Consider the following 25,143-nt stretch of genomic DNA (forward strand, 5'->3'; position numbering starts at 1 on the left):
CGGAGGTCGGTGCGAGGACTCGACGGATGACGGCTAATTCCTCCTTTTTGAACGCGCGCCGACCCATTTCGCATCGTGACAGCGTCGGTGTCGACATTCGCACCCCGTGTCGGCTGATCTCCTTCGCGAGCTCCCGCTGCGTCATCCCCGCCGCCTCCCGTGCCCGCCGGACCTCGTCGGCCGCCGTCTCCGTCACGTGTTTTCACCCCTGCTGTTTCCGGTTTCACGCCCCACGTTTCCGCTGATGGGTGCGTTTTCTGGATTTCATCGATTTCAGCAGTGAAAAATACCTGTCGCAGCTGATCGTGACGTACATAATCCCATCAGTCCGGTTGATACCGGCTAATGAACCGCATTCCGTTACGCCATACGAAAGGCTTCCACGTGAGACCTGCTCTCGCAGTCCAGACTCCGGTGACGCTCGCGCTGGCGGCGGTGCTCTGCCTGCCCGCGGCAAACGCCGCCGCGGGCACCAGGAGCGACGCGCAGGCTGTCGCCCGCACGGCGACGGCGGCGCAAACGAAGCTGTTCGTCCGCTACGCCGCCGGCAGCACCTGCACGGTCTATCTCAACTACCCCAAGCCCGGGGTCGTCGCGAACACGACCTTCACCATCCCCGCCGGGCGCCACCTCATCTGGCGGTACAACGTCGATGGCGAATGGGCTCTCGTCTCGGACCCCGGACGTGCACACGACGCCTTCCCCTGGTGGGGCTTCACCCGGCGCGACTGCATCGGCCGATCGGTTCCCCAGCAGGACTATCCGGCGGGCCAGCCGGTGCCGGACAGGATCCAGGAGGGCCGGAGCAACGTCTCGCCCTCGGGATGGCGCCCCGTCGGCTTCACCCTGCCCCCGGCGCGAATCGTCGAGCAGCGCAGACTTGTGACTCGGAACGCCACCCTGCGCGACGAGGCCAACTTCGTCATCGGCAACGTCCTGCCGGGGTGGCACGTCCACGTCAGCGACAAGCGCCGGTCGCAGGGCCACTGGGTCTACGTGTTCGTGCCCAACGCGCAGCGGTGGGGGTACATGGAAGCGACAGCCCTGTAGGGCTTCGAAAGGATTCGCCGCGCCGGTGCGCGCACCGCGCACCGGCGTCGCATCGCCGGTTCCAGGGTCAGCGGAGGGGCTTGATCGACCGGAAGACCGTGTTGATGTCGGGAAGCAGCTCGTCCTTGAGCTGGGGCACGGCCATGTATACGATCGTGGGAAGGTCGGCGCCGGTGTTCACGGCCGCGACCACGACCGTGGTGGTCGCGCCGTCCGCGGTCACCTTGTAGACGGCGGCCAGGCCGGTGAGGTTGTTGCGCGCCAGGCGCTGCTGGGCGACCTTGGTGACCTTGTTGTCCTTGGGGAACTGGGTCTGCCGCGCCCGGAACATCACGGCGCTGACGACCGGGCCCAGGTTGTCCGGCGTGGTGTACTTCACGGCCAGCGACTGCGCCAGCGGGCCCGACATCACCAGGGCGAACTCGCGCTTGCCCTTCGTGGTCATGCCGGCCGGCACGTACTGCCTGCTGGTGAAGCCGTACGTCGCCTTGATCTGAGCCGGGTCGGCGTCAGCCTGCCAGGGGCCGCCGAGCTTGGGCAGCGTGATCCGGCCCGCGGTGTCGGTGAGCACGCCGCTCACGGGGGAGGCAGTGCCCTTGTAGACAGGCAGCCGTGACGAAGTCTGCGCCTGGGGCTTGGCCGTGGCGCCGGACTTGACGGAGGAGGGCTTCGCGGACGTCGCCGCCTCGGCCGTGTCGCCGGAGCTGAGCGGCCCGGCGGCGAACGCCCACACGAGCACCCCGACGAGCGCGGCGACGACCGAGGCCACCAGCGCGTACAGCCAGACCGGCCGGCCGGACTCGTCCTCCTCGTACTCGTCGATGGCCTGGTAGTTCTCCCCGAACACCGTGTTCCACAGCTCCTGCTGCCGGTGCGCGGGAGGCGTCTTCGGCCCGCTGATCTGTCCCGCCGTCACGAACGGCCGGTACGGGTCCTCCGGCTGGGGAGGGGGCGGGGGCGGCGCGGAGGAGGCGGGCGGGGCGGACTCGGCGTACGAGCGGACCGAAGGGGTGAACGGCGAAGAAGAGGGCCGGGAGCGGTCCGGGCCGCCAGGGAACGGGCCCCCGTGCGGGCCGGCCTGCCCCTGCCCCTGGCTCTGCCCCTGGTATCGACGCTGGTCCTGGCCGGGGCCCGCATGGCCCGGCGTGCCGTACGCCGGCGCGGGGCCGCCGAAGCCCTCCGCGCTTCCGGAGCCGCCGAAGGCGGGGGCGGGCCGGCTCGGAGCCGTGCCGGGAGGCGGGCCCGCCATGGTCGCGGTCGCGTCCGCGGACTGCTGTGGTGGCCCCTCCACGAAGGAGCGGACGGTGGGGGTGAAGGACGAGGGCGGAGGCATCTCGGGCCAGGCCGGCGGGATCTCCGGCCACGCCGGCTCCCGCTGGTGTTCGCTGCGGTCCGTGGGCACGGTACCTCCCGAGATCATGCCCGAATTGGGGGTGCCTGGCATGATCTCATGCGCGCCGGGGGCTGCCGCAGCGAAACCGCGGAATGCCTCGCGGAACTGCTCACCCGTGGGGTCGGTGGGCGGGTCCTGCATCGGCAAATCCGCGGGCGGGAATGAGTTGGCCACGGCAGCACAGTAGGGGAATGGACATAAGAGCCCACAACGGAACTATCACCATCGTGTATCGCACTTTGACACGCGAGGTCAGCCCGCAAGATCGATCCGCGTCCCGGTTGCGGTCTGCGCTACGCTTGACACGCGTGCCGCCGCCCTGTTGTGCGGGCAGCCGTCTCGGAGCGTGAGAGCGCGGAGACCGTGGCTGCCTCGGACCGTGACGCAGGGACCTGCCCCCGGCGAGCGCCTTCATCTGAGTGATTCCAGCCGCCTGGCGAGGAGTGGAAGTGGACGAGCCGGTGTACGACCCGCAGGCGCTGCAGGCCAAGTGGCTGCCGCGGTGGGAGGAGCTGAACCCCTTCGCGGCGGTCGAGGACCTCGCGGACACCAGGCCGCGCAAGTACATGCTCGACATGTTCCCCTACCCCTCCGGCGACCTCCACATGGGCCATGGCGAGGTCTTCGCGATCGGCGACGTCGTCGCGCGTTACTGGTTCCAGAAGGGCTACAACGTCCTGCACCCGATCGGGTGGGACTCCTTCGGCCTGCCCGCGGAGAACGCGGCCATCAAGCGCAACGCCCACCCCGCCGAGTGGACGTACACCAACATCGACACCCAGGCGAACTCGTTCAAGCGGTACGCCATCTCCTTCGACTGGTCGCGGCGCCTGCACACCAGCGACCCGGAGTACTTCCACTGGAACCAGTGGCTGTTCACCCGCTTCTACGAGCGGGGCCTGGCCTACCGCAAGGGCGGCCTGGTCAACTGGTGCCCGCAGGACCAGACCGTGCTCGCCAACGAGCAGGTCGTGGCGGGCAAGTGCGAGCGCTGCGGTGCCGACGTCATCCGCCGCGAGCTGACGCAGTGGTACTTCAAGATCACTGAGTACGCCGACCGGCTGCTCGACGACATGGCGCAGATCGAGGGCGGCTGGCCCGACCGCATCCTCACCATGCAGCGCAACTGGATCGGCCGCTCCACCGGAGCCGACGTCGAGTTCCGCATCGAGGGCCGAGACGAGCCGGTCACCGTCTACACCACGCGCCCCGACACGCTCTACGGCGCGACGTTCTTCGTCGTGGCCGCCGACGCCCCGCTGGCGGAGGAGATCGTCGCCCCCGAGCAGGCGGAGGCGCTGGCCGCCTACCGCGCCGAGGTCGCCAAGCTCTCCGACATCGAGCGGCTGTCTACGGAGAAGGAGAAGACCGGCGTCTTCCTGGGCACGTACGCGATCAACCCGGTCAACGGGGAGCGCATCCCGGTGTGGGCGGCCGACTACGTGCTGTCCGACTACGGCCACGGCGCGATCATGGCGGTGCCCGCGCACGACCAGCGCGACCTCGACTTCGCGCGCAAGTTCGGCCTGCCGGTCAAGGTCGTCGTGCACACCGGCCTGGCCGACCCGGGCGAGACCGGCGTCGCCACCCCCGGCGAGGGCACGCTGGTCAACTCCGGCCCGCTGGACGGGCTGACGAAGGCCGAGGGAATCCAGAAGATCGTCGAGGTCCTGGAGGAGCGCGGCACCGGCAAGGCCGCGGTGAACTACCGGCTGCGCGACTGGCTGCTGTCGCGGCAGCGGTTCTGGGGCACGCCGATCCCGATCATCCACTGCGTGGACTGCGGCGAGGTCCCGGTGCCGGACGACCAGCTCCCGGTCACGCTGCCCGACCTGCGCGGCGCGGCCCTGCAGCCGAAGGGCGTCTCGCCGCTGGCCGCGGCCACCGAATGGGTCAACGTCGAGTGTCCCAAGTGTGGCGGACCCGCCCAGCGGGACACCGACACGATGGACACGTTCGTCGACTCGTCGTGGTACTTCCTGCGTTACTGCGACCCGCACTTCGAGGATGGGCCGTTCGACGTCGAGAAGGTCCGCAAGTGGGGCCCGATCGACCAGTACGTCGGCGGCGTCGAGCACGCCGTGCTCCACCTGCTGTACTCGCGGTTCTTCACCAAGGTCCTGCACGACATGGGCCTGGTCGGCTTCACCGAGCCGTTCCTGCGCCTGCTCAACCAGGGCCAGGTGATCAACCGGGGCAAGGCGATGTCGAAGTCGCTGGGCAACGGTGTCGACCTGGGCGAGCAGATCGACGCGTTCGGCGTGGACGCCGTGCGGCTGACGATGATCTTCGCCGGGCCGCCGGAGGACGACATCGACTGGGCCGACGTCTCGCCGGCCGCGTCGCAGAAGTTCCTCGCCCGCGCGTTCCGCGTGATGACCGAGGCCGGTGCGGCGTCCGCCCCGGGGATCGGCTTCTCCGGTGGCGACGTCGAGCTGCGCAAGGTCACCCACCGGACCATCGACGAGGTGACCAAGCTCGTCGAGAGCTACCGGTTCAACGTCGCGGTGGCCCGCATGATGGAGCTGACCACGGCCGCCCGCCGGGCGATCGACACCGGGCCCGGCGCGGCCGACCCGGCCGTCCGCGAGGCCGCGGAGACCCTGGCGATCATGCTGTCGCTGGTCGCGCCGTACGTCGCGGAGGAGGGCTGGGAGCGGCTCGGGCACGCGCCGTCGGTCGCCAAGGCCGGCTGGCCCGAGGCGGACCCGGCGCTGCTGGTCCAGGAGTCGGTCACGGCCGTGGTGCAGGTGGCGGGCAAGGTCCGCGACCGGCTGGAGGTCTCCCCGGACATCTCCGAGGCGGACCTGCAGGCCCTGGCCCTGGCGTCGGACAAGGTCCGGCCCTACCTGGACGGCGAGCCGCGCAAGGTGATCGTGCGGGCGCCGAAGCTCGTCAACATCGTCCCGTAGCGGGTGACCCCGGCTCCGCCGTACCGTGAACGAACCTGTCCGGTACGGCGGAGCCGCCGCCACCCGGCATAGGGTGCGGGTGTGGCGAATGGTGCGTACCTGAGATTCCCCCACCTGAACGGTGACCTCCTCGCCTTCGTGGCGGATGACGACGTCTGGCTGGCGCCCACGAGCGGCGGCAGGGCGTGGCGGTTCACGGCCGACCGGGTGCCGGTCTCCCACCCCCGGTTCTCCTCCGACGGCACGCGCGTCGCGTGGACGAGCACCCGCGAGGGTGATCCCGAGGTGTTCGCCGCCGATCTGGACGGCGCCGAGGGCGAGCGGCTCACGCACTGGGGCAACGGCATGACGGGCGTGCGCGGCTGGACCGAGGACGGGAACGTGCTGGCCGTCACCGCCGCGGGCCACGGCTCACGGTCCCTGCAGTGGGCCTACGCGGTTCCGCTGGACGGCGGCCCGGCGACGGCTCTGCCGTACGGCAGGGTCGGCGAGGCCGCGGTCAGCGGCCGCAGGGTGGCGACCGTCTCGGCGGTGTGGCGCGAGCCGTCGCAGTGGAAGCGTTACCGGGGCGGCACCGCGGCCAAGATCTGGGTGGACGCCACGGGCGACGGCGAGTTCACCCGCCTGTTCGCCGACAACCCCGCGCAGCACTGGTCGGTCATGTGGGTGGGGGAGCGCCTGGCCTTCCTCGCCGACACCGACGGCGACGGCAACCTCTACTCCTGCCTGCCCGACGGCTCTGACCTGCGGCAGCACACCACGCACCGCGGCTTCTACGCGCGGCATGCCGCATCGGACGGCTCCCGCGTCGTCTACAGCCTCGGCGGCGACCTGTGGCTGCTGGAGAGCCTGGACGCCGAGCCGTACAAGCTGGACGTCACCCTGAGCGGGCCGCGCCCGGCCAGGGCCAAGCACCCGGCGCCGAACGACGTCGGCGGCTTCGCGCCGGACCGCATCGGGCGGGCCAGTGTGGTCGAGATCCGCGGCACCGCCCACTGGCTGCCCCACCGCGACGGCCCCGCCGGCGCGCTGCGCAGCGAGCCCGGCGTCCGGGTACGGCTGCCGCGGCCTCTTGACGACGCCGGCCGGGCCGTCTGGGTGTCGGACGCCTCCGGCGAGGACGGGCTGGAGATCGGCACGCCCGGGGGTGAGATCAGCACGCTGGCCGCCGGCCGGCTCGGCCGGGTGCTCGACCTGGCCGCCGCGCCGGACGGCAAACACGCCGCGGTCGCCACCCACGACGGGCGGTTGCTGGTGGTCGATCTCGACTCCGGGAACATCCGCGAGGTGGACCGCACCACCCACGGCGACGTGCATCACCTGACGTTCTCGCCGGACTCGGCCTGGCTCGCGTGGGCGCATGCCTATCAGCCCTGGCGCTGCCACCTCAAGCTGGCCCGCGTGGACGGCAGCACCGCGATCGAGGTCACCCCGCCGCGCTTCAACGACTACAGCCCGTCGTTCACCATGGACGGTAAGTACCTGGCCTTCCTGTCGGACCGCACGTTCAACCCGGTCTACGACAGTCACGTCTTCGACCTGTCCTTCCCGACCAGTTGCCGGCCCTACCTGGTGCCGCTCAAGGCCACGACGCCCTCGCCGTTCGATCCCTCACTGGCGGGCCGCGGCTTCGGCGGGGAGGACGACACCGATGAGGACGCCACGGACGACGGCAAGCCCGACCCTCCGCGTGCGACCGAGGTGGATGCCGACGGGCTGGCGGCGCGGATCGTGCCCGTACCGGTGCCCGCGGGCACCTACTCCAACCTGCGTGCCGCCAAGGGCGGCCTGCTGTGGCTGCGCCATCCGCTCACCGGTGAGATCGGCGACGGCACCGAGCCCGGCGAGCCGGTCCTCGAACGCTATGACCTGGTCAAGCGCAAGGTCAGCGAGCTGGGCAGGGAGTTCGCGGCCTTCGAGGTCAGCGGCGACGGCACGCGCCTGGTGACCAGCGGCGGCAACGGCCTGCAGACCCGCGCGACCGGAGAGGACGACGAGGTCGTCACGATCGACCTGGACCGCGTGGCCGTGACCGTCGACCCGGTCGCCGAGTGGCGGCAGGCCTACAACGAGGCCGGGCGGCTCATGCGGGACCACTTCTGGCGAGCGGACATGAACGGCGTGGACTGGCCGGCCACGCTCGACCGCTACGCACTCCTCGTGGAGCGGATCGGCGCCTACTCCGAGCTGATCGACCTGCTCTGGGAGGTCCAGGGCGAGCTGGCCACCTCCCACGCGTACGCGCGGCCGAGCGGTGCCGGCCGCGATCCCCGGCGCCGCCAGGGCCTGCTCGGCGCCGACCTCGCCCGGGACGGGAACGGGGTGTGGCGGATCGGCCGCATCCTGCCCGGGGAGTCCTCCGACCACGAGGCCCGCTCGCCGCTGCTCGCGCCCGGCGTCGCCGTCCGGGAGGGCGATGCGATCGTCGCCGTGAGCGGGCGCCCGGTCGATCCGGTCCGCGGGCCGCTGGCACTGCTGTCCGGTACGGCGGGGCGGCCTGTGGAGCTGACCGTCCAGCCCGGTTCCGGCGGCGAGACCCGCCGGGTCGTCGTCACGCCCGTCGCGGACGAGACGCGGCTGCGGTACCACGACTGGGTGGTGGGACGGCGGGCGTTCGTGCGGGAGGCGTCGGACGGGCGGCTCGGCTACCTGCACGTGCCCGACATGATGTCCAGCGGGTGGGCGCAGTTCCACCGGGATCTGCGTGCCGAGATGGACTTCGACGGGCTCATCGTGGACATCCGGGACAACGGCGGCGGGCATGTCTCCGAGCTGGTGCTGGAGAAGCTGCAGCGGCGGGTGACCGGGTGGTCGCTGGCCCGGGGGTACGAGCCGGCGCGATACCCGGAGGACTCCCCCCGCGGGCCGATCGTGGCGGTCACCGACGAGTTCGCCGGGTCGGACGGGGACATCGTCAGTGCCGGGATCAAGAACCGCGGCATCGGACCGCTCGTGGGCACGAGGACCTGGGGTGGCGTGATCGGCATCGACTCGCGCTACTCGCTCGTGGACGGGACCGTCGTCACGCAGCCGCGGTACTCGTTCTGGCTCGAAGGCGAGGGGTGGGGCGTCGAGAACCACGGCGTCGACCCGGACGTCGAGGTCGTCGTGACGCCGCAGGACCTGGTCGCCGGGCGGGATCCGCAGCTGGCGCGGGCGGTGGAGCTGGCCCTGGCGGCGCTGCAGGAGAGGCATCCGGCCACCCCGCCGGAGTTGCCGCCGCTGCGGTGATCCCGGTGCCGAAGCTCGTCGGCATCGTGCCGTGACGGGACGTTGACGATCGGCTGGCCTTCCGGACAAAATTACGCCCGAGCCACAAACTAGTCATATCGATGTAGGCGTGCGGTCAGGGCATGCCGCGACCACCACCGCTCCGGCGGTGGTCTGGGGTGCGCGCCTGACCGTATGGCTCGGCGTCGGCGTGCGCCCCGCGTGGGAGGCACGTCTTGTACAGACGAATTCTCGGCGGGCTGGCGACGGCCGCCGCGATGGCGGCGACCGTTCTCGTCGTCACCGGGTCGCCGGCGAACGCCGCCGGCACGGGCACCGGCTACCTGCACACCAGCGGGAACAAGATCGTCGACAGCACCGGCGCCACGGTCCGGCTGACCGGCATCAACTGGTTCGGCATGGAGACCGACAACAAGACCTTCCACGGGTTGTGGGCGAACAACCCGTGGAAGAGCCAGCTCGACCTCATGGCGAGCCTCGGCTACAACACCATCCGGGTGCCGTTCTCGGACGACGCCCTGAAGCCGGGCGCGCAGGCGACGAGCGTCAACACCTACTCCAACCCCGACCTGATCGGCCTGTCCCCGCTGCAGATCCTCGACAAGGTCGTGGACTACGCGGGCCAGAAGGGCATGCGGATCATCCTCGACCGGCACCGGCCGACCAGCGCGGGCCAGACTGCGCTGTGGTACACCTCGGGCGTCCCCGAGTCCACCTGGATCAGCGACTGGAAGTCGCTGGCCCAGCACTACGCCGGCAACACCACCGTCATCGGGGCCGACCTGCACAACGAGCCGCACGCCGACGGCACCAACCCGAACGCGACCGGCTCCTGCTGGGGCTGCGGCGACGAGTCGCGCGACTGGCGCCTGGCGGCCGAGCGCGCGGGCAACGCCATCCTGTCCGTGCAGCCCAACTGGCTGATCTTCGTGGAGGGCGTGAGCTGCCCGAGCGGCGGCCTGTCCAACGTCTGGGACAACGACACCAGCAACGACGAGGACTGCGGCTGGTGGGGCGGCAACCTCACCAAGGCGGGCCAGTACCCGGTGCGGCTGAACGTGGCCAACCGGCTCGTCTACTCGCCCCACGAGTACGCCACGTCGGTCTACCACCAGGCGTGGTTCGACGACCCGTCGTACCCGGCGAACATGCCGGCCATCTGGGACAAGTACTTCGGCTACCTGTACAAGCAGAACATCGCGCCGATCATGGTGGGCGAGTTCGGCACCACGCTCGCCAGCAACATCGACAAGATCTGGCTCCAGGAGCTCATGAAGTACATGGGCAGCGGGGTGAACGGCATGTCGTTCACCTACTGGTCGTGGAACCCCAACTCGGGTGACACGGGCGGCATCCTGAAGGACGACTGGGCGACGGTCGACCAGGCCAAGCAGAGCATCATCTCGCCCTACCTGATCCCGCCGACCGGTGGCGGCAACCCGACGCCGCCGGTGTCGCCCTCGGCCTCGCCGAGCGTGTCGCCGTCGGCCTCTCCGTCGGCCTCTCCGTCGGCTTCTCCGTCGGCTTCTCCGTCGGCCTCGCCGTCGGCGTCCCCGTCGGTGTCTCCGTCCGCGTCTCCCTCGTCGCCGGGCGGGAAGACCTGCACGGCCACGTACAAGGTCGTCAACCAGTACTCCGGCGGCTTCCAGGGTGAGGTCACGGTCAAGGCGGGTTCCTCGGCCATCTCGGCCTGGACCGTGAAGTGGGCCTTCCCGAACGGCCAGAGCATCAGCCAGCTCTGGAACGGCACGCTCAGCGCGAGCGGGTCGAACGTCACGGTGACGAACCTGTCCTACAACGGCGCGCTGGGTGCCGGGGCCTCGACCACCTTCGGCTTCAACGGCAGCTGGTCGGGCACCAACGGCGTTCCTTCGCCGGTGAGCTGCACCGCCTCCTGACGGCGGACCGAACACGGCACAGCACAAGCCCGGCGCTCTCGTGAGCGCCGGGCTTGTCCCTGTGCGGCGTCCGGAACCGGCGAGCCGCTGCTGCTACAGCTTGCGCAGGACGGCCGTGACCTTGCCGAGCACGGTGGCCTCGTCACCGGGGATCGGCTCGTAGTTGGGGTTGTGCGGCACCAGCCACACGTGCCCGTCCTTGCGCTTGAACGTCTTCACGGTGGCCTCGCCGTCGATCATGGCGGCCACGATGTCGCCGTTGTCGGCGACCGGCTGCTGCCGCACCACGACCCAGTCGCCGTCGGCGATGGCGGCCTCGATCATCGAGTCGCCGGAGACCTGGAGCAGGAACAGCGTGCCCTCGCCCACGAGCTGCTTGGGCAGCGCGAACACGTCCTCGATGCTCTGCTCGGCGAGGATGGGACCACCGGCCGCGATGCGGCCGACCAGCGGCACGTAGGCTGCGGTGGGCCGGTTGAATCCGGCCTCCTCCTCGGAGGTGGCGTCCGGGTCCACCCACAGCACCGGCTCGCCCGGCAGCCGGACCTCCAGGGCCCGGGGCCGATGCGGATCACGCCGGAGGTAGCCCTTACGCTGGAGCGCCGTGAGCTGGTGCGACACGCTGGAGGTGCTGGTCAGCTGGACCGCTTCCCCGATCTCCCGCATGGAGGGCGGATAGCCGCGCTGCTGGACCGAGTCGCGGATCACCTCGAGGATCTTCCGCTGCCTGGGGGTGAGGCCAAGCGAGTCGCGCCTGCGAACCGCGAGGTCGCTGACGCCATCCGCTTGCTCACTTCGGTCACTCACGATGCCACCTCTCAATCCGTGTTCCTCATGTCGCACAGAGCGACCGTACCGCGATTCAAGATCACCGTCAAACAATTGTTCGATATCCAGCGAAATCGCCGATCTCGCCGTCCGTCTCATCGTACGGGAGTTCGATCGATCCCGTGTTCGATTTACCCGATCTTCTCTGGCTGTAGTACGCCCAGGTCAGAAGCCGTACGGAAATCAGCAGGGAAAGGCGCGTAAAGGGCCTATTCCGCGACGGGCGGGGCTGTCGATGCGGCCGTGACTGGAGGCGCGACACGCGCGCCGAGCAGGCACTTCCTCACTCGGGGCCGGTTCGACTTGCGTTCAAGGTCGGGCGCTCCTACGGTTGGACCACAACATCTAGTAGTCACATCGGTGTAAGTTCACCACACCTTGTGTTCCGGGATGTGCGTTCTGGGAGGCGATGAAGTGCACTGTCCGTTCTGTCGCCACCCGGACACCCGGGTCGTGGACAGCCGTGCGGCCGAGGACGGGGCGGCGATCCGCCGCCGGCGCACCTGCCCCGAGTGCGGGCGCAGGTTCACCACGCAGGAGACCGTACTGCTGATGGTGAGCAAGCGCAGCGGGGTCACCGAGCCGTTCTCCCGGGAGAAGGTCATCGCCGGCGTGCGGCGGGCCTGCCAGGGACGCCCGGTCGGCGAGGACTCCCTCGCCCAGCTCGGGCAGCGCGTCGAGGAGAGCATCCGGGGCACCGGCGCGGCCGAGATCGCCTCGCACGAGGTGGGCCTGGCCATCCTGGGCCCGCTCCGCGACCTCGACGAGGTGGCCTACCTGCGCTTCGCGTCGGTCTACCGCAGCTTCGAGACGCTGGCGGACTTCGAGGCGGAGATCGAGCGGCTCCGCGCGGCCCACAGCACGGTGGGCGAGGAGTAGGCGCCTTCCGGGGGACCGGGACGAGGCGGGCGGCGGCGCGCGACGGCGCGGCGCGACGATGTGGTTATAACGAGCGTGGTCGGAGAAGGGGCTCCATCGGGCCCTGGGAGGGGGAAGTCATGACGGAGACCGTGAGCGGCACCGTGTCGGGTGCGGGGGGCCGGCCGGGCAAGCGCCCGCGCAAGGGCCTGAAGATGAAGCGCATCTTCACCACCCCCGGTGTCCACCCGTACGACGAGGTCCGCTGGGAGCGGCGCGACGTCGTGATGACGAACTGGCGGGACGGCTCGGTCAACTTCGAGCAGCACGGCGTGGAGTTCCCCGACTTCTGGTCGGTCAACGCGGCCAACATCGTCACCACCAAGTACTTCCGGGGGGCGGTGGGCACCCCGCAGCGCGAGTCGAGCCTCAAGCAGCTCGTCGACCGGGTCGTGGGCGTCTACACCAGGACCGGCGTCGAGAACGGCTACTTCGCCTCCGAGGAGGACGCGGAGATCTTCGACCACGAGCTCAAGCACGCGCTGATCCACCAGACCTTCAGCTTCAACTCCCCGGTGTGGTTCAACGTCGGCACCCGCTCGCCCCAGCAGGTGAGCGCCTGCTTCATCCTGGCCGTGGACGACACGATGGAGTCGATCCTCGACTGGTACAAGGAAGAGGGCGTGATCTTCAAGGGCGGCTCGGGCTCGGGGGTCAACCTCTCCCGCATCCGATCGTCCAAGGAGCTGCTGTCCAGCGGTGGCACGGCCAGCGGCCCGGTCTCCTTCATGCGCGGCGCCGACGCCTCCGCCGGCACCATCAAGTCGGGCGGCGCCACCCGCAGGGCGGCCAAGATGGTCGTCCTCGACGTGGACCACCCCGACATCGAGGAGTTCATCGAGACCAAGGCGCGCGAGGAGGACAAGATCCGCGCGCTGCGCGACGCCGGGTTCGACATGGACCTCGGCGGCAAGGACATCGTGTCCGTCCAGTACCAGAACGCCAACAACTCGGTGCGGGTCTCGGACGAGTTCATGCGGGCCGTCGAGGACGGCGGGCAGTTCGGCCTGCGGGGCCGGCTGACCGGCGAGGTCATCGAGGAGGTCGAGGCGCGGTCGCTGTTCCGCAAGATGGCCAAGGCCGCCTGGGAGTGCGCCGACCCCGGCCTGCAGTACGACGACACGATCAACGACTGGCACACCTGCCCCGAGACCGGGCGGATCACGGCCAGCAACCCCTGCTCGGAGTACGTCCACCTGGACAACTCCTCGTGCAACCTCGCGTCGATCAACCTGCTGAAGTTCCTGCGTGACGACGACTCCTTCGACGTCGCGACCTTCGTGAAGATCACCGAGCTGATCATCACCGCGATGGACATCTCGATCACCTTCGCCGACTTCCCGACGCAGAAGATCGCCGAGACCACCCGGGCGTACCGCCAGCTCGGCATCGGCTACGCCAACCTGGGCGCGCTGCTCATGGCGACCGGGCACGCGTACGACTCCGACGGCGGCCGGGCCATCGCGGCCGGGATCACCTCGCTGATGACCGCCGTGTCCTACCGCCGCTCGGCAGAGCTCGCCGGGATCGTCGGCCCATACGACGGCTACCAGCGCAACGCCGAGCCGCACAAGCGGGTCATGCGCAAGCACGCCGCGGCCAACGACGACCTGCGCACCCTCGACGACATGGACAAGGGCCTGCACACAGAGGCCACCCGGCAGTGGCAGGAGTGCCTCAGGCTCGGCGAGAAGAACGGCTACCGCAACGCCCAGGCGTCGCTGCTCGCCCCGACCGGCACCATCGGCCTGATGATGGACTGCGACACCACCGGCATCGAGCCCGACCTGGCGCTGGTGAAGTTCAAGAAGCTCGTCGGCGGCGGCTCGATGCAGATCGTCAACCAGACGATCCCGCGGGCGCTGCGCCGGCTCGGCTACCTCGAGGAGCAGGTCGAGGCCATCGTCGAGTACATCGCCGAGCACGGCCACGTCGTGGACGCCCCCGGCCTGCGGCCGGAGCACTACGAGGTGTTCGACTGCGCGATGGGCGAGCGGGCCATCGCCCCGATGGGCCACGTCCGGATGATGGCGGCCGTCCAGCCGTTCCTGTCCGGCGCGATCTCCAAGACCGTGAACCTGCCCGAGTCGGCCACGGTGGACGACATCGAGCAGGTCTACCTGGAGGGCTGGAAGCTCGGCCTCAAGGCCCTGGCCGTCTACCGCGACAACTGCAAGGTCGGCCAGCCGCTGTCGATCGCCAAGAAGACCTCCGAGGAGGCGCCCGCCGCGGAGATCGCCGAGAAGGAGCCGGTCGTCCAGGTCGTGGAGGTCGCGCGGCCGACCAGGCGGCGGATGCCGAACCAGCGGCCGAGCACCACCACCCGCTTCACCGTGGGCGGCGCCAAGGGCTACATGACCGCCTCGTCCTACCCCGACGACGGCCTGGGCGAGGTCTTCCTCAAGATGTCCAAGCAGGGCAGCACGCTCGCGGGCGTGATGGACGCCTTCTCCGTGGCGATCTCGATCGGCCTCCAGTACGGCGTGCCGCTCGACACGTACGTGCAGAAGTTCGTCAACATGCGCTTCGAGCCGGCGGGCATGACCGACGACCCCGACGTCCGGATGGCGCAGTCCGTGATGGACTACATCTTCCGGCGGCTCGCGCTCGATTACCTGCCGTACGAGGACCGGGCGGCCCTGGGCATCTTCTCCGCCTCCGAGCGGGCCGCGCAGCAGCGCGGCGAGGACCCGGCCGCGCTCCAGGACGTGGACACCGCCGCCCTGGCGCAGTCGGCGCCCATCGAGAGCGGGAAGTCCGCGCCGATCGAGAAGGCGCAGCCCGCGCCCGTCGAGGCCAAGCCCGCCGAGGGGCCGTCCGCCGGGCAGGTCGTGCCGGTGGCGGTGCCGGAGCCGCGCCGGGTCGGCGCATCGCTGGAGAGCCACCAGGGCCGTACGGCGGACGCGCCGCTGTGCATGACCTGCGGCACCAAGATGCGCCCGGCCGGCAGCTGCTACGTCTGCGAGGGCTGCGGCAGCACCAGCGGCTGCAGCTGAGCCAGGCGATCGCGCGTGATCTCTCCATGACGGATGCCTCCCACCCGGGTTCGGGTGGGAGGCATCCGTCGATCCAGACTGTCGTGCCTCCGCGCGATCGTTCTCGGGAACCTCAGACCGTAGCGGTCACGCGGTCCAGATGGTCGGTGATGACCGCGGTGAACGCGGCGGGGTCCTCGAACGGCAGGCCGTGCCCGCCGGGGACCGTCACGAGGTCCGCGTGCGGGATCAGCCGGCGGAGCCCGCGCTGGTGGTGCGGCGGCACGATCCGGTCGTCGGCGCTGGAGACGATCAGCGTCGGCGCGGACACGCGTGGCAGCAGTTCCGTGATGTCGACGGAGATGTCGGCCAGAGCCTGCCTGGCGAACCCCTCCTCCGTCCCGTCGAGAGAGGCCGTGAACGCGGCGGTGGCCTGCTCGAAGTCCTCCGGCGAGCGGGCGCGCAGCGTGGCGTCGCCCATCGCGGTCACCTGGAGCAGCCGGGCGAGCAGTTCCCTGTCGGTGCGCACCAGGCGGATCCACAGGTCCATCTGGAAGGCCATCCACGGGTCGGTCCTGGCCCATCCGGCGTGCGCGGTCAGCGACAGCACCTTCTCCGGCCGGGTGCCGGCCGCAGCCAGCGCCACGACGGCGCCGAGCGAGTGGCCGACCAGGTGGAATTGCTCCAGATCGGCGTGCCCGGCCGCGCCGAGCACCTGGGCGACCAGATCCTCCACGTGGATCGGGCCGCCTCCGTCGACGGTGGCGCCCGAGCCGGACAGGTCGGGGGCGACCACGGTGAAGCGATCGGCGACGGCATCGATGAGCGGGGCCCAGTTGGTCTCGCCGGTGGCGCCGGTGCCGTGGACGAGCACGAGGCCGGGCCCGGCTCCGGCGACGAGATAGTTGACGGTGCCGGAGCCGACGGTGACGACAGGCATGATCGTTCCTTTCACGTGGTGACCCGCGCGGGTTCGCGGACGGACATCAGGAGACCGACGGCGAGCGCGCCGGCCAGGGACAGGAGGGTCAGCAGCCACAGGGCGGTGTGCAGGGCGTCCGCGTAGCCGGCGCTCGCCAGGCGGGCGAACTCCAGCCGCCCGGCCCCCGCCGGCGCGGCGCCCGCGATGTCGCCCTGCAGCAGGCGGGAGGTCACCCGGGCCGCCCGCGCCTCGCCGTACCGGCCGGTCAGACTCGCCCGGGTCAGCGCGGACAGCACGGCGCCGAGCACGGCGATGGCGACGACCTCGCCGGTGATGCGGGCCGTGTTGAACAGCCCTGCCGCCATGCCGGCCCGCGCGGGCTCGACGGAGGAGACCGCCGCCCCGTCGACCACGGCCAGCGACACGCCGAAACCCGTCCCGATCAGCAGCAACGGCACGGCGAGCCGCGCCGGGCCCGATCCGGCGGCACCGCCGGGTGCGTCCACCCGAGAGCCGGCCCCTCGATCACGCCGAAGGTGAAGGCGGTGAGCGCGAGGGTGAAGGCGGCCGCGCCGCCCCAGTCCATGGGGCCGTCCAGGGCGGCGCGCGACTCGTCCAGTAACGCGCTCAGTGGCAGCACCGGCAGCAGCGCGATCCCGGCCGCCGCGAACAGGCTGCGCCATCCGACGGCGCCTACCAGTGTTCCGGCGATCACCGGGCCGAAGGCAAGCCCCAGGCCGAGCGTGGTGCCGAACCAGGCGAACGCCCTGGTCCTGCCGGGGCCCGCGGAGTAGGCGTGCGCGAGCAGCGCGGTGCCGCCGGTGGTGGCCGCGGCGGCGCCTGCGCCCGCGAGCGCCCTGGCCGCGATCAGTACGCCGATGTCCGGGGCGGCGGCGGCCAGGAGCATCGACGCCGTGAACACGCCGGCGCCGAGGGCGAACATCCTGCGCCGCCCGATCCGGTCGGCCAGCGCCCCGGTGCTCGCCATGAACGCGGCGAAGGTGAGGAAGAAGGCGTTGACCACCCACTGGGTGGCGTCCAGCCCGGCGCGCAGGTCCGCGCCGATGTCGCCGAGCGCCTCGGCGGTGCCCGTGGCGGTCACCGGGACGAGCAGCACCGCGGCGCAGACCACGGAGAGGGACGGCGCCCGCCGTCGTGGGCCAGGACAATCCGCGGGCATCGAGACTATCCAATTCCTGATAACCATAAGAACTCTGATTGACATCAGAGGATGGATTAATAGCGGAAGGCCTGTCAAACCGGTGGTAGGGTCCGCATGTCAGAGCCCTGACGGCGCGGGGAGCGTGATGATGGGAGCCGAGGAGGCGAGGATCGCCGAGGCGGTGGCGTGGCGGCCCGGCAACGCCATCAAGCGCGCAGAACAGGCGCTGATCGCGGAGAAGAGCCGCGTGCTGCGGCCGTTCGGGCTGACCGTCCCGCAGTACGCGGCGATGTACGCGCTGTCGCTCGCGCCCGGCATCTCGGGGGCGAAGCTGGCACGGTTCTGCTCGGTCACCCCGCAGAGCATGACGACCGTGCTCAAGACGCTGGAGTCGCGTGGGCTGGTGGAGCGGCGTCCCTCCAGCGATCACGCCCAGGTGCTCGTCACCCGGCTCACCCGCGCCGGGCAGGCGCTGCTGCGCAAGGCCGACGCGGCGGCCGTGGCCGTGGAGCGCAGGCTGGTGGAGGAGTTCACGCCCGAAGAGGCCGACCGGCTACGGGACCTCCTCGAACGGGCCGTCGTCGTCCTGCAGGACACGCCGGCAGGGGAATGAGGCCGGGGACGGCTGTGTTGCCGCAACCATGGTCATCGGATTCATCGGCAGCGGGAAGATCGGCGGCACCCTGGCGAAGCTGGCGGTCGACGCCGGGCACTCGGTGGTGCTGAGCAACTCCCGCGGGCCGGACACGCTCTCCGAGCTCGTGGCCCGGCTGGGCCCGGACGCACGCGCCGCCACCGCGGCCGAGGCCGCGGAAGCGGGCGACATCGTGGTCGTGACGATCCCCTTCGCGCGGTACCGGGAGGTCCCCGTTCGCCCGCTCGACGGGAAGATCGTCATCGACACGAACAACTACTACTTCGAGCGGGACGGTCACTTCCCCGAGATCGACGCGGGCGAGACCACCGACAGCCAGGTGCTGGCCGCGCACGTGCCGGGAGCCCGCGTCGTCAAGGCGTTCAACTCCATCTATTACGTCCACCTCGCCGAGCAGGGCCTGCCCGCGGGTACGGCCGACCGGCGGGCGCTGCCCATCGCCGGTGACGACGCCGAGGCCAAGAAGACGGTCGCCGAACTGATCGACTCCTTCGGCTTCGACGTGGTCGACGCGGGCCCGCTCGCGGAGGGGCGGCGCTTCCAGCGGGACAAGCCCGCCTACAACGTCCGCCTGACGACCGGCGAGTTGCGCGACGCCCTCGCGCGGGGCTGACCGGTCAGGCGGGGGCGCCGATGGGGACGACCGTCTGGCGGGTGCCGGTCTCGGCGGAGCGGCGGACCGCGTCGAGCAGACCGTGCAGGCGCAGGCCGTGCGCGAAGTCCGGCACCCGCCCTCCGCCCGTCCGGAGGTCGGCGGCGAGCGCGGCGTAGAGCTCGGCGACGTTGCGCGCGTCGCCCGCCACCCCGGGCACTCGGACGTACTCCTCGGGAACCGGCAGCTCCTTCCACGCGCCGCCCGCCGTCCCGTAGAGGCTTAGCTCACTGATCTGCACGCCGTACGGACTGCCGGGGCCGGTGGACACGAGGGAGAGGTCTCCCTCCGTGCCGGAGATCTCGATCCGCGTGCCCGGCTCGGTGACCTTGCCGCTGTGGAGGTGCAGGGAGACCACCGCGCCGCTCGTCATGGTGGCGGAGAGCAGGAGCTGGTCGGGGGCGTCGGCCTCGATCGTCTCGCCGCTCTCCTCGATGACGTACTTCCCCCGCTGGACGGAGAGGGTGGCGGACAGCGAACCGACGCCGCCCAGGAGATGCTCCACGACGTCGAGCGTGTGCCCGCCCACGACCTCGAGCAGCCCGGCCGCCCCGGCACGGGTGACCGTGTACGCCGACCAGGCCGGCAGCCTTCCGCTCGCGCCCTTGCCGACCGCCGAGTGGACGTTCGCCGAGGTGACCCGGCCCACCGCGCCGTCCCGGAGCAGGTCGCGGGCGTAGGCCACGGCGGGGGCGAACCGGCCCTGCAGCCCGAGCGCGTGCCGCACGCCGGCCGTACGCGCCTGGTCGAGCAGGTCCTGCGCCTCGGCGGTCGTCCGCGCCAGCGGCCATTCGCACAGCACGTGGGTGCCGGCCTCCAGGGCGGCGCCGACGAGCTCGGCATGGTGGGGGACCTTGACCGTGACGGCGACGAGGTCCACCTCGGGGTGCGCGGCGAGGGCCCGGGGATCGGTGAACGCGTGCGCGGCGCCGAACCTGCGCGCGGCCTCCCGGGCGCTGTCCTCCCGGCTGGTCGCCACGGCCGTGATCTCGTAGTCCGGCAGCGCCCGCAGCGCCGGCACGTGCGCGCGCACCGCCCAGCCGCGCTCGGGGTTGGCGCCGACGATGCCCACACGGATTCTGCTCATTTCCGCCTCCACGCAATAAGCGGACTTGGTGCGTCCGGTTGCGACGCTAGCATAACCGGACGCGCTGAGTCCGGTTGGTAGGCTGCGTTCATGAGCGGTCGGGACGGAGCGGTCGGCGTTCTGCTGTCGGCGGAGCCGGGGCGGACGCCCCGGGCCGACGCGCGGCGCAACATGGAGCGGCTGGTGGAGGCCGCGCGGGCGGCGGTGGCCGAGATCGGAGTCGAGGTCACGGCGCACGAGATCGCCCGCAGGGCCGGTGTGGGCATCGGGACCTTCTATCGGCGCGTGTCCTCCCGCGAGGCGCTGCTGGAGGCGGTCCTCGACGAGGTGCTCGCCGAAATGGCAGACCTGGCCGCGAACGCCGGCGCCGACCCCGACCCCTGGCGCGGATTCGAGACCTTCGCCGCCGCGTACGTGCGGCTGCGCGCGGAGAGCTGCGGCATCCGCGAGGCGGTGGGCGGCGCCTGCGGGCCGAACCTCGACCCGGTGCTCGGCCAGATCCAGGAGGGCCTGCGGCTCCTGGTGGAGCGCGCGCAGGAGGCAGGGGTGATGCGGGCCGACGTGGCCTGGCAGGACGTGCCGTTCCTGCTGGCGGCCGTGGCGACCGGTCCGCGCACGCTCAGACTCCGGGCCGGGGACGAGCAGTGGGGCCGGAACCTGCGGATCGTGCTCGACGGGCTGCGTGCGCCGCGGACGCAGGGGCTGCCGGGGACCCCGCCGGCCTGATCAGTCGGTCTCGAAGGCGAGCCGGTCGGTGAGCCAGCGGTAGAACTTGATCGAGAACCTGACCCAGTGGGCCACCATCGTGGTCAGGTGTTCCCTGGTCACGCCGGCCCCGATGTAGACCTGGGAGTCGCCCACGACCCGGATCGTGCCGTTGTCCTGGGTGAACGCGTACACCTTCGGCCACATCGTGTCCGCGTTCCACTCGTTGATCGCCGTGAGCAGCATCGGCTTGTCGTCCACCGAGTACTGCCTGTCGTAGAAGGACCGTACGGTGAACAGGTCTCCTTCCTTGCCGAACAGGAAGAAGATCGTGAGATGGGCGGTGGAGATCGCCAGGTCGCCCTCTGTGTCTATCGTGTGCTCGATGTCCAGCTCGTCAAGGATCTCCTCGAGGAGGTTCCGGTCCGGCCGGACGACCGCTGGGGAAGGCGTCACCGCTCCATCCTGCCGCATCGGGCCGTCAATAAAGTGGCGGATGTGACAGACGATCCGGCAGCGGAGTTCAGTGGCCACCGCGCCCGGCTTTTCGGGCTCGCCTACCGGCTGCTCGGCTCCGCCGCCGAGGCCGAGGACGCGGTGCAGGACTCCTACCTGCGGTGGAACGCCGCCGACCGGGCCGCGATCGCCACGCCCGGCGCCTGGCTGGCGAAGGTCCTCACCAACATCTGCCTCAACCGGCTGACGTCCGCCCGGGCCCTGCGGGAGGAGTACGTCGGGCCCTGGCTGCCCGAGCCGGTCCTGACCGACGAGCCGCTGGAGACGGCCGAGCAGCGCGACTCGATCTCGATGGCCTTCCTCGTCCTGCTCGAACGGCTCACCCCGGCCGAGCGTGCCGTCTTCGTCCTGCGCGAGGCCTTCTCGTACGGCTACCGCGAGATCGCCGACGTGCTCGAGCTGTCCGAGGCGAACTGCCGGCAACTGCACCGCCGGGCGGGGCAGCGGGTGGGGGAGCGGCGCCGGTTCGACGCCTCGGCGCAGGCCCGCCACCGGATCGTGGAGCGCTTCCTGCTGGCCGCCGAGAACGGCGACCTCGCCGGGCTGGAGAGCGTGCTCGCGGCCGACGTCGTGGCCTGGTCCGACGGCGGCGGCAGGGTGAGCTCGGCCCTGCGGCCGGTGATGGGGGCCGCCAAGGTGTGCCGCTACCTGGCGGGCCTGGCCGTCCGAGCCGCGGGGATGGGGGTCCGCCTCGGTCTCGCCGAGGTCAACGGGGAGCCCGCCGTGCTGGCCTTCCTCGACGGCGGGCTGTTCAGCGTGTTCGTCGTGGAGAGCGACGGGGAGCTCGTCCAGGGTCTGCGCGTCGTCGTCAACCCGGACAAGCTCGCCTATCTCGCGGGGCAGTTGTCACAACGGGAGGGCGTCGCCGGTTCTTAGCGGTATGAGCGATTCCATCCTTGTCACCGGCGGCACCGGCACCCTCGGCCGCCACGTCGTCGGCAGGCTCCTGGAGGCCGGAGCCGACGTGCGCGTCCTGTCCCGCTCGCCCCGCCCCGGCGTGCCGTACGCGTCGGTGAAGGGCGACCTGACCACCGGCGCCGGCCTGGAGCGTGCCGTGGGCGGCGTCTCCACGGTCGTCCATCTCGCCAGCGACCCGCGGCGTCCACGCGGCGACGTCGAGGGCACGCGCCGGCTGACGGAAGCCGCCCGCGCGGCGGGGGCCGGCCACCTCGTCTTCATCTCCATCGTCGGCGTGGACCGGCATCCGTACTCCTACTACCGGGCCAAGTACGAAGCCGAGCGGATCGTTGAGGCGTCCGGACTGCCGCACACGATCCTGCGCACCACGCAGTTCCACGACTTCGTGCTGCTCCTGGCCCGGTCGCTGGTCCGGCTGCCCGTCGTGCCCGTGCCCGCCGGGTGGCGCTTCCAGCCGGTCGACACGTCCGAGGTCGCCGAGCGGCTGGCCGCTCTGGCGTCGGCGGCCCCCGCCGGACGTGCTCCCGACATGGGCGGCCCGGAGATCCTGCCGGCGCGTGACCTCGTGCGGGCCTACCTCTCGGCCACCGGACGCCGCCGGCCCCTGATGAGCGTACGGGTGCCGGGGAAGACGGCGGCGGCCTTCCGGCAGGGCGTCCACCTCGCGCCCGGCCAGGCGACCGGCGTCCGCACGTTCGCCGAGTTCCTCGCCGGCCGGGTCACCCCGGAGCGACCCGTCTCCGGGTGGGGCGCCGCGTGAGCGCGCGGGTCCGCCTCTGGCGGCGAATCGGGCTGTGGTACCTCGCGCTCACCGAGGCCGTCGTCGGGCTGTGGCAGCTGCTCGCGCCCCGCTCGTTCTACGACGACTTCCCGCTGCCGGGGCATCCCTGGGTGTCGATGCTGCCGGAGTACAACGAGCACCTGCTGCGCGACCTCGGCGGGCTCAACCTCGGGATGGGCGTCATGCTGGCCGTCGCCGCCGTCCGGCTGGAGCCGGTGCTGCGCCGCACCGTCGTGATCGGATACCTGTTGTACGCACTGCCGCATCTGGTGTTCCACCTCGGCCATCTCCACGGCTTCACCGCCCTGGACGCGGCCGGCCAGGCCGTCACCCTGGCCCTGGGCGTGGTCGTCGGGCTCGCCGTCCTGTAGAGGCGCGTCAGCCCGGGAGGTCCCCGTGGGGTCCCGGGCTTGCGGCGATCCTGGCCACGAGCGCCGTGATGTCCCCCGCCAGGGCGGCATCGAGCGGGGCATGCCGGTTGAGCAGCCGATACCACATGGCCCCGAAGATCATGTCGACCAGGAGGTCCAGGTCGGTGCCGGGGGGCGGCGGCATCCGCTCCAGCACCGCCCGCAGGGCGTCCCGCCGTGGACCGATCAGCCGCTCCCGCAGGCGCTCGCCCAGGGCGGGGTCGCTCTGGGCCTCCGCCATGAGGCCGGCCACGACCCTGCCGACCGCGCCGTCCGCCAGCGCGAAGGTCTCCCTCAGGAACGTCTCCAGGCCGGCCTGCGACGGCGCATGGGAGCTCCCGACGAGGTCGGTCATCGCCTCAAGCAGCAGGTCGGCCTTGGTGTCCCACCAGCGGTAGAGCGTCTGCCTGCCGGTGCCCGCCTCCTCGGCGATGCCCTTCAGCGTCACGTTCGGATAGCCGTCGCGCTCGCACAGCCGCAGCGCGGCCTCGAGTATCGCCCGGCGCGCCTGCTCGCTGCGTGGCCTTCCAACCATGCCGCCACTTTACAGGACACCGTGTCTCGATTTAGGATTTCGAGGCAGAATGTCTCGTATTGAGGAGAGTTCCAGTGAGTGAACGAGTGGTGATCGTCGGCGGCACGAGCGGGATCGGCCTGGCCACCGCCGTACGGCTGGCCGCGTCGGGCCGCGAGGTCGTCGTCACCGGCCGTACGCCCGAACGCCTGGAGCAGGCGGTCAAGGAGATCGGGGAGCGGGGCTCAGGAGTGGTGGCCGACGCCCGCGATCCGGAGGCGATGCGGAACCTGTTCGCCGAGGTGGGCCCGGTGGACCACGTGGTGGTCAACGTGTCCGGCCGGAAGGGGGCCGGCCCGTTCCGGTCGCTCTCGCCGGATGACCTGCGCGAGGCCCTGGACGACAAGCTGATCGCCCAGGTGGTCGCCGCTCAGGCGGCGCTCCTGGCGCTGCGGCGGGACGGGTCGCTGACGTTCGTCGCGGCGGCCAGCGCGAACAACGCGCTGGCCGAAGTGGCCGGGCTCGCGGCGGTGAACGGCGCCGTCGAGTCGATGATCCCGGGGCTCGCGGTGGAGCTCGCCCCGGTCCGGGTCAACGCGGTGTCGCCCGGCGTGGTCGACACCGAGTGGTGGGACTGGCTGGGGGACAGCCGGCAGGGCGCGCTCGACGGGTTCGCCGCCGCCACAACGGTCGGCAGGATCGGCACCCCCGCCGACGTGGCGAACGCGATCGCGTACCTGATCGAGACGGGTTACACGACGGGCACCGTGCTGACCGTCGACGGCGGCGTCCGCCTCAAGCCGAGCGCGGCATGAGGACGATCCTCGTCACGGGGGCCACGGACGGGCTGGGCCGCCACCTGGCGGTCCGGCTCGCCGCGTCGGGCGACCGGGTGATCGTGCACGGGCGCGATCCCGAGCGGGTGCGCCGGGTCCGCGCAGAGATCGGCGGGGCGGCCGAGGGCCTGCTCGCGGACCTCGCCGACCTGCGGCAGGTCGACCGCATGGCGGCGGAGATCGAGGAGCGGTTCGACCGCCTGGACGTGCTCGTGAACAACGCGGGAGTCGGCGGGGGAGCCCCGGGCTCCGGCAGGCAGGAGAGCGCCGACGGCGTCGAGTTGCGCTTCGCGGTCAACTATCTGGCCGGCTATCACCTGACCCGGCGCCTCGTCCCCCTGCTCGTACGGTCCGCGCCGTCGCGCGTGGTCAACGTGGCGTCGGTGGGACAGCGGGCGATCGACTTCGCCGACCCGATGCTCACCCGGGGGTACGACCGCCGGCGCGCCTACTCCCAGAGCAAGCTCGCGCAGATCATGTTCACGTTCGACCTCGCGGAGGAGCTCGCAGGACAGGGGGTGTCGGTGACCGCGCTGCATCCGGCGACGTACATGGACACCACGATGGTCCGGGAGGCCGGCGCGCCCGTCCTCAGCTCCGTGCGGGAGGGCGGCGACGCCACCCTCCGCCTGATCGACGGAAAGGTATCCAGCGGCACCTACCACGTCGGGACGACCGAGGGCCGGGCCGACCCCCAGGCGTACGATCGCGAGGCCCGGGCCCGCCTCCGCGAGCTGAGCGACCGCCTCGTCCGCGAGGCCCTCTGAACGAGGCGCTGAA

Annotated in this window: 22 protein-coding genes and 1 pseudogene; 14 read left to right on the plus strand and 9 right to left on the minus strand. The window is 71.2% G+C overall.

Going from position 1 to position 25,143, the window contains the following annotated elements:
* Positions 1-25 precede the first annotated feature (25 nt).
* Positions 26-196, minus strand: a pseudogene (locus QSK36_RS43405) (helix-turn-helix domain-containing protein); the annotation flags it as partial.
* 188 nt (positions 197-384) lie between these two features.
* On the opposite strand from QSK36_RS43405, the gene QSK36_RS00535 reads away from it, so the two are divergent.
* A complete protein-coding gene (locus tag QSK36_RS00535; protein ID WP_183544092.1) occupies positions 385-1,050 on the plus strand; it encodes a hypothetical protein in 666 nt (221 codons plus the stop codon).
* Between the two features lie 67 nt (positions 1,051-1,117).
* Here QSK36_RS00535 and QSK36_RS00540 read toward each other — a convergent pair whose 3' ends face one another.
* A complete protein-coding gene (locus tag QSK36_RS00540; protein ID WP_285780942.1) occupies positions 1,118-2,452 on the minus strand; it encodes a hypothetical protein in 1,335 nt (444 codons plus the stop codon).
* A gap of 440 nt (positions 2,453-2,892) precedes the next feature.
* On the opposite strand from QSK36_RS00540, the gene leuS reads away from it, so the two are divergent.
* The 3 genes from leuS to QSK36_RS00555 all read left to right on the plus strand — a co-directional run bounded on the left by leuS (position 2,893) and on the right by QSK36_RS00555 (position 10,484).
* Positions 2,893-5,355: a leucine--tRNA ligase gene (leuS, locus tag QSK36_RS00545; protein ID WP_285780943.1), complete on the plus strand. Its 2,463-nt coding sequence runs from the start codon at positions 2,893-2,895 to the stop codon at positions 5,353-5,355.
* 81 nt (positions 5,356-5,436) lie between these two features.
* Entirely contained in the window at positions 5,437-8,586 is a 3,150-nt protein-coding gene (locus tag QSK36_RS00550; RefSeq protein ID WP_285780944.1) for a S41 family peptidase, read from the plus strand.
* A gap of 215 nt (positions 8,587-8,801) precedes the next feature.
* Positions 8,802-10,484 (plus strand): cellulase family glycosylhydrolase, encoded by a 1,683-nt coding sequence (locus QSK36_RS00555; RefSeq protein ID WP_225898882.1) that lies wholly within the window; start codon positions 8,802-8,804, stop codon positions 10,482-10,484.
* Between the two features lie 93 nt (positions 10,485-10,577).
* On the opposite strand, the gene lexA is transcribed toward QSK36_RS00555, so the two are convergent.
* The gene (lexA, locus tag QSK36_RS00560) at positions 10,578-11,294 is read right to left on the minus strand and encodes a transcriptional repressor LexA (RefSeq protein ID WP_167538760.1); all 717 of its coding nucleotides are present in this window, start codon (positions 11,292-11,294) and stop codon (positions 10,578-10,580) included.
* A gap of 432 nt (positions 11,295-11,726) precedes the next feature.
* On the opposite strand from lexA, the gene nrdR reads away from it, so the two are divergent.
* Together nrdR and QSK36_RS00570 are read left to right on the plus strand one after the other, a co-directional pair.
* Positions 11,727-12,191 carry a transcriptional regulator NrdR gene (gene nrdR / locus QSK36_RS00565; protein WP_139576324.1) on the plus strand — a complete coding sequence of 155 codons (465 nt, stop codon included), beginning with the start codon at positions 11,727-11,729 and terminating at the stop codon, positions 12,189-12,191.
* A 119-nt stretch (positions 12,192-12,310) separates the two neighbouring features.
* Positions 12,311-15,226 (plus strand): vitamin B12-dependent ribonucleotide reductase, encoded by a 2,916-nt coding sequence (locus tag QSK36_RS00570; RefSeq protein ID WP_285780945.1) that lies wholly within the window; start codon positions 12,311-12,313, stop codon positions 15,224-15,226.
* A 112-nt stretch (positions 15,227-15,338) separates the two neighbouring features.
* Here QSK36_RS00570 and QSK36_RS00575 read toward each other — a convergent pair whose 3' ends face one another.
* Genes QSK36_RS00575 through QSK36_RS00585 form a run of 3 tightly spaced genes read right to left on the minus strand, consistent with a single transcriptional unit; the run spans position 15,339 to position 17,259 of the window.
* Positions 15,339-16,145, minus strand: a complete 807-nt coding sequence (locus tag QSK36_RS00575) for an alpha/beta fold hydrolase (protein ID WP_285780946.1) — start codon at positions 16,143-16,145, stop codon at positions 15,339-15,341.
* A gap of 11 nt (positions 16,146-16,156) precedes the next feature.
* The gene (locus tag QSK36_RS00580) at positions 16,157-16,633 is read right to left on the minus strand and encodes an MFS transporter (protein ID WP_285780947.1); all 477 of its coding nucleotides are present in this window, start codon (positions 16,631-16,633) and stop codon (positions 16,157-16,159) included.
* A complete protein-coding gene (locus tag QSK36_RS00585) occupies positions 16,570-17,259 on the minus strand; it encodes an MFS transporter (protein ID WP_285780948.1) in 690 nt (229 codons plus the stop codon). Before QSK36_RS00585 ends, QSK36_RS00580 begins: the two co-directional genes overlap by 64 nt.
* Positions 17,260-17,434: 175 nt before the next feature.
* Here QSK36_RS00585 and QSK36_RS00590 point away from each other — a divergent pair, with 175 nt between their 5' ends.
* Together QSK36_RS00590 and QSK36_RS00595 are read left to right on the plus strand one after the other, a co-directional pair.
* Entirely contained in the window at positions 17,435-17,902 is a 468-nt protein-coding gene (locus QSK36_RS00590; protein WP_285780949.1) for a MarR family winged helix-turn-helix transcriptional regulator, read from the plus strand.
* Between the two features lie 28 nt (positions 17,903-17,930).
* Positions 17,931-18,557, plus strand: a complete 627-nt coding sequence (locus QSK36_RS00595) for an NADPH-dependent F420 reductase (RefSeq protein ID WP_285780950.1) — start codon at positions 17,931-17,933, stop codon at positions 18,555-18,557.
* Positions 18,558-18,561: 4 nt separating this feature from the next.
* On the opposite strand, the gene QSK36_RS00600 is transcribed toward QSK36_RS00595, so the two are convergent.
* On the minus strand, positions 18,562-19,683 hold the full coding sequence (locus tag QSK36_RS00600) for a Gfo/Idh/MocA family protein (protein WP_285780951.1): 1,122 nt from the start codon (positions 19,681-19,683) through the stop codon (positions 18,562-18,564).
* 90 nt (positions 19,684-19,773) lie between these two features.
* Between QSK36_RS00600 and QSK36_RS00605 the strand changes: the two genes are divergently transcribed.
* Entirely contained in the window at positions 19,774-20,409 is a 636-nt protein-coding gene (locus QSK36_RS00605) for a TetR/AcrR family transcriptional regulator (protein ID WP_183544076.1), read from the plus strand.
* Here the strand turns inward: QSK36_RS00605 and QSK36_RS00610 are convergent, their stop codons facing one another.
* Positions 20,410-20,844 (minus strand): type III secretion system chaperone family protein, encoded by a 435-nt coding sequence (locus QSK36_RS00610; protein WP_285780952.1) that lies wholly within the window; start codon positions 20,842-20,844, stop codon positions 20,410-20,412.
* A 42-nt stretch (positions 20,845-20,886) separates the two neighbouring features.
* On the opposite strand from QSK36_RS00610, the gene QSK36_RS00615 reads away from it, so the two are divergent.
* The 3 genes from QSK36_RS00615 to QSK36_RS00625 are packed head-to-tail and all read left to right on the plus strand — an operon-like array spanning position 20,887 to position 22,974.
* Positions 20,887-21,780, plus strand: coding sequence for an RNA polymerase sigma-70 factor (locus QSK36_RS00615; RefSeq protein ID WP_285780953.1), 894 nt, complete (start codon positions 20,887-20,889; stop codon positions 21,778-21,780).
* Positions 21,781-21,784: 4 nt separating this feature from the next.
* Positions 21,785-22,582, plus strand: coding sequence for an SDR family oxidoreductase (locus tag QSK36_RS00620; RefSeq protein ID WP_183544072.1), 798 nt, complete (start codon positions 21,785-21,787; stop codon positions 22,580-22,582).
* Positions 22,579-22,974 carry a hypothetical protein gene (locus tag QSK36_RS00625; RefSeq protein ID WP_183544070.1) on the plus strand — a complete coding sequence of 132 codons (396 nt, stop codon included), beginning with the start codon at positions 22,579-22,581 and terminating at the stop codon, positions 22,972-22,974. Before QSK36_RS00620 ends, QSK36_RS00625 begins: the two co-directional genes overlap by 4 nt.
* A 7-nt stretch (positions 22,975-22,981) precedes the next feature.
* Here the strand turns inward: QSK36_RS00625 and QSK36_RS00630 are convergent, their stop codons facing one another.
* On the minus strand, positions 22,982-23,548 hold the full coding sequence (locus tag QSK36_RS00630; RefSeq protein ID WP_285780954.1) for a TetR/AcrR family transcriptional regulator: 567 nt from the start codon (positions 23,546-23,548) through the stop codon (positions 22,982-22,984).
* 74 nt (positions 23,549-23,622) lie between these two features.
* Between QSK36_RS00630 and QSK36_RS00635 the strand changes: the two genes are divergently transcribed.
* Positions 23,623-24,342, plus strand: a complete 720-nt coding sequence (locus tag QSK36_RS00635; protein WP_285780955.1) for an SDR family oxidoreductase — start codon at positions 23,623-23,625, stop codon at positions 24,340-24,342.
* Entirely contained in the window at positions 24,339-25,130 is a 792-nt protein-coding gene (locus QSK36_RS00640; protein WP_285780956.1) for an SDR family NAD(P)-dependent oxidoreductase, read from the plus strand. The genes QSK36_RS00635 and QSK36_RS00640 overlap by 4 nt, the downstream gene beginning before the upstream one ends.
* The last annotated feature ends 13 nt before the right edge of the window (positions 25,131-25,143 follow it).

The organism is Microbispora sp. NBRC 16548, assembly GCF_030268985.1.
In the GTDB taxonomy this organism is placed as follows: Bacteria; Actinomycetota; Actinomycetes; order Streptosporangiales; family Streptosporangiaceae; genus Microbispora; species Microbispora catharanthi.

Bases quoted from the DNA above. Each gene is read 5' to 3' on its own strand.
- QSK36_RS00570 (WP_285780945.1), top strand. From the start codon at position 12,311: ATGACGGAGACCGTGAGCGGCACCGTGTCGGGTGCGGGGGGCCGGCCG.
- QSK36_RS00575 (WP_285780946.1), bottom strand. From the start codon at position 16,145: ATGCCTGTCGTCACCGTCGGCTCCGGCACCGTCAACTATCTCGTCGCC.
- QSK36_RS00590 (WP_285780949.1), top strand. From the start codon at position 17,435: ATGATGGGAGCCGAGGAGGCGAGGATCGCCGAGGCGGTGGCGTGGCGG.
- QSK36_RS00595 (WP_285780950.1), top strand. From the start codon at position 17,931: ATGGTCATCGGATTCATCGGCAGCGGGAAGATCGGCGGCACCCTGGCG.
- QSK36_RS00600 (WP_285780951.1), bottom strand. From the start codon at position 19,683: ATGAGCAGAATCCGTGTGGGCATCGTCGGCGCCAACCCCGAGCGCGGC.
- QSK36_RS00605 (WP_183544076.1), top strand. From the start codon at position 19,774: ATGAGCGGTCGGGACGGAGCGGTCGGCGTTCTGCTGTCGGCGGAGCCG.
- QSK36_RS00620 (WP_183544072.1), top strand. From the start codon at position 21,785: ATGAGCGATTCCATCCTTGTCACCGGCGGCACCGGCACCCTCGGCCGC.
- QSK36_RS00630 (WP_285780954.1), bottom strand. From the start codon at position 23,548: ATGGTTGGAAGGCCACGCAGCGAGCAGGCGCGCCGGGCGATACTCGAG.
- QSK36_RS00640 (WP_285780956.1), top strand. From the start codon at position 24,339: ATGAGGACGATCCTCGTCACGGGGGCCACGGACGGGCTGGGCCGCCAC.